The sequence below is a fragment of the Microcystis sp. LE19-10.1B genome, assembly GCF_027530565.1.
In the GTDB taxonomy this organism is placed as follows: Bacteria; Cyanobacteriota; Cyanobacteriia; order Cyanobacteriales; family Microcystaceae; genus Microcystis; species Microcystis aeruginosa.
On record NZ_JAPZQM010000267.1, the window covers coordinates 1 to 9,072 of the forward strand.

The following is a 9,072-nucleotide window of genomic DNA, read 5'->3' on the forward strand; positions in this document are numbered from 1 at the left end:
CGAAAACGGCTTTACGATATTTGGCTGGGAACACTAAATGATATAGCAAAACACTTACATTATGGCTCTTATGGATGTATTCACTCATTTTTCTATTGTACGCCGCGAGCGGCGGGGAATTAGACCCGAAGAGATTAAAAAATCAGGTGTTATTGTTGATAAGTTTTGCTGTTAGCAGGGGAATTTTGGGGGGCAGTTTTGAGGTTTGATCCCCCCAACCCCCCTTGATAAGGGGGGCTTTTTACTGGTTTAAGATGTATAAGTCTGTGATATATTACAGGTTACAAGTCTCTGCGCGAGAAAAGAAATATACCACCTCACAAACCCATCTTTATCCCTCTTCAAGGGTAGGTGTGCGTGTTTACTACCATCTAATAAAAAAGTTAGCTGATCATAGCTCAACCAGTCTCCGCCCCTGCGCCAACCCACCTCGTCGGCAAATTTTTCATACACCTCATAATCGTACTTCCCTGGGACACCACCGCAATCCAGCCAGACTTTTTTCTGCACAGAAAAGCCAAATTTGCCGCCGCTATTATCTACCCAGAGCTTATCAATCGTGCGTAACTCTTCACAGGGAAAGTTGTTAATGCTTTCTTCATCTAGCCAGCCTTCATCTTCCCTTTTAGCAATTAACAACATTAACCGCGCCGTTTCCTCATCGGCTTCGCGCCATTGGCCATTTTTCAGATAGGTTTCTAGTTGGGTAAAGAGAGAAGTCTGTCGTTTTTGTTCTAAAAATTCCAAACCTCGACGTTTTTTAACAGGTAATTCTCGATAACATCGCTCCGCTAATCCCTGAGCTTTAGGATTATCTTCTTTATTATAGAAATACACAATAAAATCAGTCGGATTAATCAATAAAGTGGCATACATAATACAAGCCTCGTACCAGAGATTTTGCTCCCAATTTTCCCAGAGTAAATTTTCCTGCTTTAACCGTTTAACTTCCAAAGCAATTAAATAGGATTGAAAAAAATTATGGGCAAACTCATAGTATTCATCCCTTTTCAAAATTAACTCGCTCACATGAATTAACCGCTCTACAAAATCCTTAGCCGAAGTGCTTTCAGGATAACCCAATTCCTGAATAAAATTTTGTATAGAACTCAGTAATTCCGAATATTCAATCGTGGTTGTATTTCCCATTTTCAGGGCTAATTGTTGTAATACCCGTTGACGATGATTTTCCTCATTATTATCTAAAATCATATCAATGCCCCTAGCTTGAGGGCGAGTGATCAATTGCAGATCAAAAATTCGGCGAAATAAATCCACTCGTTGCTGAGGTAATTTTTGTCCCGAGCCAAAGTTTGCCCGATGTAACTGTACTATCATATTTAGATTTAAGGGATTTCTCGCCAGGGCTAATAGAGTAGAACTTTCCCCGGAATCATCGAGAGCAAATAACTGATTAATTAAATCCTTTGCTTTATTGTCGGCAGCTTCTTGTTTAGCTTTTAAACTTCTGCTAACTCTGGTTTCCTGCTCTTGCCAGAAATACCATTTATACACAAAATCCTGAATATTTTTATCGGTAAATTCATTAATAAACACCTTTTGCCGAGGTTTATGCTCAGAGCTAAACGTTTGATAGCCTTTCGGACGAGAAGTTAAAATAAAATAGTTTTGGCGAAAATCGTGCCACTGTTTGCCAATCCATTGACTGACTTTTTCGGCATATTCGGGTTTAACTTCATCAAAACCATCAAACATCACTAACATTCGCTGACGGGTTAAATGATTTTTAGCCCAGTTCTGAGGTAAATCTAATTCTTGAGAAATATCTTGTTTAAGATGTCGCTCAATTAAGGTTGGTAAATCCAATCCTTCTGTGGTGGTAATCACTTCCTGCCATCTCCGTAAACGTAAAAAGACAGGAATTAAAAAAGGTGCATTTTGTTTCGGTTGTTTTAGAGCGTAGTTATAGGCTAAATGACGCAATAAAGTTGTTTTTCCTCGGCCACCAGGAGCCAGAATTAACAACCGTAAATTTGTCCTCTTTTTAGCCCGCCGCAATAAATCCCAAATATCATCCCCCGTACCTTTAGATTCTTCTTCTGAGCGCAGTTCTAATTGACTCAGATCCAAATTAATAAAAATTTCTTCTAGTTCTGGGGTAGAAAAACCAAAGATTGCATCTTCAATCCCTTCAATATCATCATAACGACAATCTGAATCCCGTAATTTAATTAAATATTTCCCGTCAGGATTAGCTAATTGCCAACGTATTTTTTCCAGTCCTTTGTCTAGCCAAACAAAAAAGCTTAAAGCTGAACCTTTACCGTGATCTTTACCTTTGGTTCTTGCCACTTCTAAAAACGCTTTACTCCAGGCTGATCCGTAGGTAAAAAAGCCCGTGACGATAAAGGTGACTCCCCCGACAATAATCGCCTTAACCGTGTCATGTTGACTAAGCCAAGTTAAGATGCCTGTAATGCTACCCCCGATAATTGGAAGGGAAGGAGCGGAGGTTCGGAGTTGATGGGCAACAAAAGCAGTGATTTTTCCCGTCCAAACTTCAGCCTGTTCCTTTTCCTGGTCAAAATCTGATTCTTTTTTCTCTTCAGATTCGGATTCTTCCGGCTTTGCGGTTTTATCGTCCATAAACCCCCTTTGATCAACCTCTTCTAATTATACTAGACCCCTTTAGAGTGGTGTTATTGGCTTATAAGTAGGTAGGCGTTAAAAATTATCAGACACCCCCCTTATCAAGGGGGGATTAAGGGGGGATCGGCACCCCCCTTATCAAGGGGGGCAGGGGGGATCGAACCGGAAATGTCGCTTTTTTATCCCGATGGACAAGCTTTCACTAGCTATAATCAGGAAAAACAACGAGCGGAACGATTAGCCAATAAACTGCGGGAATTAGGCCTTAATCCTGACGAAATCTAAGTTTATCTCTTGATCGCAGTTTAAAGTTAATCTTTGTTAAGAGACAACTAAAAAATAGCCATAGTGGGCTATATGTATTTTCAGTATGATGAAGTTAGTTGGCTTAGTACAAAAAAAGGTGGGCAAGTCCCACCTTTATCACTAAACTATTGTCCTTGCTCCACTGCTGCCACCATCAATAAAGTTTTGAGGACAGAATCAGGATTAAGACTGATAGAATCGATGCCTAATTCCACTAAAAATTGAGCAAATTCGGGATAATCACTAGGAGCTTGACCACAGATACCGATTTTGCGATTATGGGCTTTAGCGGTTTCAATGGCCATTTTCACCATGCGTTTAACTCCCTCATTCCGTTCATCAAAAAGATGGGCAACCAGGGCAGAATCCCGATCTAATCCTAAGGTTAATTGGGTCAAATCATTAGAACCGATCGAAAATCCGTCAAACACCTGAGCAAATTGGTCGGCAAGAATTACATTACTTGGTAACTCACACATCACATAAACTTGCAAACCATCAACCCCGCGTTCGAGACCATTTTTCGCCATTTCTTCGAGGACTCTCATCCCTTCTTCGGGGGTACGACAGAAAGGAATCATCGGAATCACATTAGTTAATCCCATTTCTTCCCGTACCATTTTCAGCGCCCGACATTCCAAAGCGAAAGCCTCGCGATAATTAGGATCAGTATAACGGGAAGCGCCGCGCCAACCGATCATCGGGTTTTCTTCCTTGGGTTCAAAGGGTTTGCCACCCAATAAATTAGCGTATTCATTGGATTTAAAATCAGACATCCGCACAATTACATCTTTGGGGTAGAATGCGGCTGCAATCATGGCAATTCCCCGGGCCAATTTATCGACGAAAAATTGGGGTTTATCCTCGTAGTGTTTGGTTAATTCGGCGATTTGGTCTTTTACGTCTCCTTCTTCCAATTCGTGGAATTTCAGCAAGGCGCTGGGGTGGGCCTGAATATGGTTAGCGATAATAAACTCTAGACGGGCTAAACCGACCCCTTGGGCAGGAATATCGGCAAAAGCGAAGGCTTTTTCGGGATTACCGATATTCATGAGGATTTTTGTCCGAGTTTGGGGCAAATTGTCCAGGGGAGTTTCAAGAATTTCAAAGGGTAGCAATCCGAGGTAAACTTTCCCTTCATCCCCTTCCGCACAGCAAACGGTGACTTCCTGACCGGTTTTAATCGTTTCCGTGGCATTATTGCAACCCACGATCGCCGGAATGCCCATTTCTCGCGCGATAATAGCGGCATGGCAAGTACGACCACCCTGATTAGTAACGATCGCGCTTGCTTGTTTCATAATCGGTTCCCAGTCGGGATCCGTGCGATTGGTGACGAGAACTTCTCCCGGTTTAAAGTTGTTGATTTTATCTACACTGAGGATGACTCTGGCTTTTCCTTGACCGATTGCTGCACCTACACTTCGTCCCACCGCTAAAACTTGACTTCTTTCTTTAATTTCGTAGGATTTAAGGATATTAGCGGCTTTTTGCGATTGTACGGTTTCTGGGCGCGCCTGAACGATAAAGAGTTCTCCCGTGATCCCATCTTTTGCCCATTCGATGTCCATGGGGGTGTAGGTTCCGCGCACTTGCGAGTAATGTTCCTCGATTTGGGTCGTCCAACGGGCTAAAGTGAGGATTTCTTGGTCACTAATGCAGAATTGATCCTGTTCTAGCTTGTTAACTCGGATATTCTTGGTTAGACGCGATCCTCCATCATCGTAGATCATCTTGATGGCTTTACTGCCGAGGCGTTTGTCGAGGATGGGTTTGTAACCGTTTTTAAGAGTGGGTTTAAAAACCAGATATTCGTCGGGGTTAACGGCTCCTTGCACGACATTTTCCCCTAAACCGTAGGCTGCGGTGATTAAAGTGGCATTTTTGAACCCTGTTTCCGTATCGATGGAAAACATCACCCCGGAGGTGGCTAGATCTGAACGCACCATTTTTTGGACACCGACGGAAAGGGCGACGGCAAAGTGATCGAAACCGTTATGATGACGGTAGGAAATAGCGCGATCGGTGAATAAAGAGGCAAAACATTTATGGCAAGCTTCTAAAACTCCCCTTACCCCTTGCACGTTGAGATAGGTTTCCTGTTGTCCGGCAAAACTCGCTTCTGGTAAGTCTTCGGCGGTGGCGCTTGAGCGAACGGCCACATCTATGGAATGATAGAGATCATCGCCATAACGTTCACAGAGTCGGCGATAGGCAATAGCGATCGCATGACTTAAATCATCGGGGAACGGTGTATTGAGGATTAATGTGCGTGCTTGTTTACCTTTTTCTTGCAAGTTCTGCACATCATTTTCGTCTAAATCTTGGAAAATTTGTCTTAATTGTGCGTCTAGTCCGGCTTTTTCGACAAAGTGACGGTAAGCGTAAGCGGTGGTGGCGAATCCTGTGGGGACATTAATCCCTTTCGGGGTTAATTGTTGGATCATTTCGCCTAAGGAGGAGTTTTTGCCGCCGACTAATCCTACATCTTTGCTGTCTACTTCTTCAAACCACAGAATTAATGCTTGTTCTCTAGAGGTTCTCGCAACATCTTGTAGTAGCATCATAAGTATTTTTACCTCTGTACTTTATACTTTCAGTTTAGCGACATACCATCTTCAAAAACCCTTGAGTTTGATATTTATTTACAAAACTATATAATAGCAAACTCAGCTACGATCACCCTATCTCTAAAGGGTTTAATTGTCTAGCTACTTAACACAAAAATTAACAAACTAATCAGGAGTCTCAACAGTAACTTTCCTCAATGATAGCCTTAGTTATCTCAAAATAGTTACAGCAGTTATCTCAATGGTGAGATAGGAAGTTTTCGTTTTGGGGAGTCGGTCGTCAGCAGTCAGGAGTCAATACCAAATTAGGTTAGACTTTTTTTATGAGAAGGGCTGTAATTTAGCTTTAGGCATTTTCAAGGTCTGATAATAGTTCTTCTTCTGTCAAGTCAATCATCCCTACGCCAAAATCGGTCAATCTCAATAAAAAATTAACCCTATCCACTCCTAATAAATTGGCAGCCATACCGGACGAAATACGTTTCATCTCAAAGAGTTTTACTACCATAGATCAAGTTGCTTCTCTCTCGAATTCCTCGCGGTTTTTTTGAAGAAAGTCGAGTAAATTTTCAGGATAATTTATTGTGACTTGTAAAGTCATCTATCGTGCTATATTTATCTAATTTTTTTAGGTTGGATTTCACCTAGTTTAGCTCCATCCAACCTAGATTTATTTAGGGTTTGCTGAAAAAGCTTTTCCTGGGGGCAGGGTGTGGGGTGTGGGGTGTGGGGTGTGGGGTTTTACCCATTTTCAGGGGGTCAATTACCTAATTTTCAGGGAAAAAGTCCCGGAATTTTCCCCCCAATCACTCCAAAGGTCGGCACTTTTTGAGGGAAAACAAGTCTAAAAACCCTATCCAACAAGGTTTTTAGATTTATTCAGCAAACCCGAGATAGACCGTTCAAAAACAGCAACCAAACCACCACCACCAACCAATGCAGCACCGAGATCGTCCAGAGAGAACCAGTCAGCCAATAGACGACGGTGCAAGTTAATCCCAATAAAGCCGCTAAAATCAAGAAAATAGGCTGAAAAAAAGTCGGATTGCCCTTTTTGTAAAAAATAATTGCATTGAGGGGATGATAGACGGTAAAAAGCGTGATGCTGACCAAAGCAGAGAGGATCAGGTTAGCTGTGGAAGTTGCCGTTTCCGGATGGGGAATTAACAGCACCCGAAAGACGAATTCCTCCCAGAATGCCGGGAAGAAAAAACAAAAGACGAGCATTTTCAGTATCTCTAACGGTCTCCGTTCGGGGAAGTGCCAACGTAAAAAACCCGACCGGAAACCGATGGTCAGGGCGATCACAGCGTACAATCCCAATCCGATCGCCGTCACCCCCCAATCCCGACCGGTAAGGGGCAGCACGAGCGCGCCCAAAGTGCGACGGAGCATCGGTGCGATCATCGGCATTTCCCCGAATAACTTGGTCGGTGCGAGGGGTAAAATCTCCGGCATCGCTCCCCCAACCTGATTAGTACGGAGGAACCAGAGAGTAGCTCCTGACCGCAAGAAAATCTCACCGATCACGTCATTGCTGCCTCGCGGTAACATCGAGCGCCAGCTTAGTAGAGCGTTGGCCAGTGTATTTTCCCGAATCAAGCCTTTTCCGCGACTATCGGTGATACCGGCGAGAATTTCGGCGTTTTGCCGCCAATCGGCCCGGATCACCCCCCGGGGAGCTAATACTTGTTCTAAACGATCGCCCAATTGTCCCAAACGTTGAAAACGCAAGGTTTCCGGATCGTCGGCATGGGTTGTCAACCAAGCGGCGATCTTTGGATCGGTTTCAAACTGGTGGCGCAGGGTAGCGATCGTGATATAAAGGGCCTGATTCGAGTCCTGGACGCAGGAAGTCGCGGGGGTAACACTAGAAACCCCGGTCCCGTCCCCGATCCGGTAGCGAGCCATCATGATCTCTAACTGCTTGTGGAATTCTGTCAGGGGGGACAGAGAAACCCCACCGAAGTGGTAATCCTCCAATAGGTCTAATTTCACGATCGCATCGGATAGGGGTCGGGAATTAAGCCATCCCCGCTCTAAACTACCCGTATAGTTCGCCCAACTCTGATAACCGGATAAAATCCCCTGGGGATTGTGAGCGTACACCTGATCATAATCGAGCTGCCACTGCAGCTCTCCCGTCAGGGCATCCCGAATCACTTCGTAGAGAAAATAGGAAAAATGACCCGTTACCGTTCCCAATTGTATTGATTCGCCTTTTTTACCGCCGATCCCGCCGAAAATATGAATTCCTATGCCTTTATCGCCCTCTTTCCATGATTTTTTTTCACCCTCCAGCAGGACTGTTACCCGACTGGCGGTTCCTTTGCGGGATGGGGTATCGTTCCAAGTGCCGCGGGCGATGTAATCTTGGCCCGATCGCAGCCCAGTCAGGGTTTCCGTCGGTTGCAGTTGAAACAGCGATCGAGGTTTGATTGCTTGAACAGTAAAGAGTTTATCCCGTCCCCGCGCCCCGTAGATATACCAGCCCTGCTTTCCTTCGCTCGCTGCTGCTAACTGTCGGGGGGTGGAGATAAAACGTCCTCCGGAAACTAAGGGTTGTTGGGGAATGCGGATCACTTCCGAGGTGCCGTCGAATTGTCCACTGTCGCGGTTATAGTGTTGCACTCGGAAAAGTTCGCTCCCACAGGGGGGTGAACCGGGGCAAACCTTGGGGATGTCGCTGGGGGTTCGGGGGGGAGCTTCGCCGATAATTTTCACCAATGCCACAAAGCGCCCAGTAACGATCAAGGGCATTCGCTCCACTTGTAATGACGTTTCCCCGATTTCTGCATCGGGAAAGCTGACCACCACATCATCGAGCGGTCGCGATCCGGCCAGCGCTTGCAGTGGTCCGACCCCTGAACGACCATTCAAGCGAGTCGGTAGGATATTTCCCTGTTTTTCACTCTCGATCGCCTCTGGAGTGAAGCGAATATCCTTAGTAACCAGTCCTAAATATCGAGCCAGTGCCGGGGATTGCCGCCAACCTAAACGAACTTTTTGACCGACTAAATCCGGCCGGGGTGCTTGGTAAACCTGCAACCAAGTCCAATCTTCCCCCGGTGTGGCGGAATATTCCTCCGGTTTTGGCAAAATCAGGCGACCGATCCAAGGGGCGATCGGGCGATACCATCGCGGATCGAGGGATTGCTCTAGGGGAAAATAGCCCGGTTGATTGACCGCTAACCGACTCATGATCCAGTAGTCAGCCTTGGCTTCTTCCACGGGGCGCGGACTGAACAGAAACACCGCTAGAGCGATCGCCGCCAGCGAGAGAAGTATCCAGACAATCCGGGAAATCGTTCTTTTCATGGTATAGCTGACGCTCATCGATCGAGTCAGGTTTCTCCAGCCTACAGCGTTTAGACTAAGTAGCTGGTTATAATTAAATTAAAAACGGATTTTGCCTTTAATCCCCCCTTGATCCCCCCTTAATAAGGCTATCCATTAGTCGGATCTTTCTTAACAAAAAGAGAAGAAACTTAAAAAAAGGGGAAACGATTGATAGGTATAGTTTTGAAAGAAGGAATTAAGGTGGAGGTAAGCAAAAAAATGGAGAAATGGGCAGCCCAAGAATTAC

Annotated in this window: 4 protein-coding genes and 2 pseudogenes; 1 reads left to right on the plus strand and 5 read right to left on the minus strand. The window is 44.9% G+C overall.

The features are described from left to right. From O9332_RS09700 to O9332_RS28015, 4 genes and pseudogenes are all read right to left on the minus strand, one after another. Positions 1 to 88: pseudogene (locus O9332_RS09700) on the minus strand (IS200/IS605 family transposase); the annotation flags it as partial. 161 nt (positions 89 to 249) lie between these two features. Further along, positions 250 to 2,607 carry a GUN4 domain-containing protein gene (locus O9332_RS09705; RefSeq protein WP_288025161.1) on the minus strand — a complete coding sequence of 786 codons (2,358 nt, stop codon included), beginning with the start codon at positions 2,605 to 2,607 and terminating at the stop codon, positions 250 to 252. 434 nt (positions 2,608 to 3,041) lie between these two features. Continuing rightward, positions 3,042 to 5,483, minus strand: coding sequence for a phosphoenolpyruvate synthase (ppsA, locus tag O9332_RS09710; protein WP_002751914.1), 2,442 nt, complete (start codon positions 5,481 to 5,483; stop codon positions 3,042 to 3,044). Between the two features lie 349 nt (positions 5,484 to 5,832). Continuing rightward, a pseudogene (locus tag O9332_RS28015) lies at positions 5,833 to 6,087 on the minus strand (UPF0175 family protein). Positions 6,088 to 6,154: 67 nt separating this feature from the next. Between O9332_RS28015 and O9332_RS09720 the strand changes: the two are divergent. Continuing rightward, positions 6,155 to 6,334, plus strand: coding sequence for a hypothetical protein (locus O9332_RS09720; protein WP_288025167.1), 180 nt, complete (start codon positions 6,155 to 6,157; stop codon positions 6,332 to 6,334). A gap of 31 nt (positions 6,335 to 6,365) precedes the next feature. Here O9332_RS09720 and O9332_RS09725 read toward each other — a convergent pair whose 3' ends face one another. After that, positions 6,366 to 8,822 carry a CPBP family glutamic-type intramembrane protease gene (locus O9332_RS09725; protein ID WP_288025166.1) on the minus strand — a complete coding sequence of 819 codons (2,457 nt, stop codon included), beginning with the start codon at positions 8,820 to 8,822 and terminating at the stop codon, positions 6,366 to 6,368. Positions 8,823 to 9,072 lie beyond the last annotated feature (250 nt).

Excerpts from the sequence above, each read along its gene's own strand:
- O9332_RS09705 (WP_288025161.1), bottom strand. The coding sequence starts at position 2,607 with ATGGACGATAAAACCGCAAAGCCGGAAGAATCCGAATCTGAAGAGAAA.
- O9332_RS09725 (WP_288025166.1), bottom strand. The coding sequence starts at position 8,822 with ATGAGCGTCAGCTATACCATGAAAAGAACGATTTCCCGGATTGTCTGG.
- ppsA (WP_002751914.1), bottom strand. The coding sequence starts at position 5,483 with ATGATGCTACTACAAGATGTTGCGAGAACCTCTAGAGAACAAGCATTA.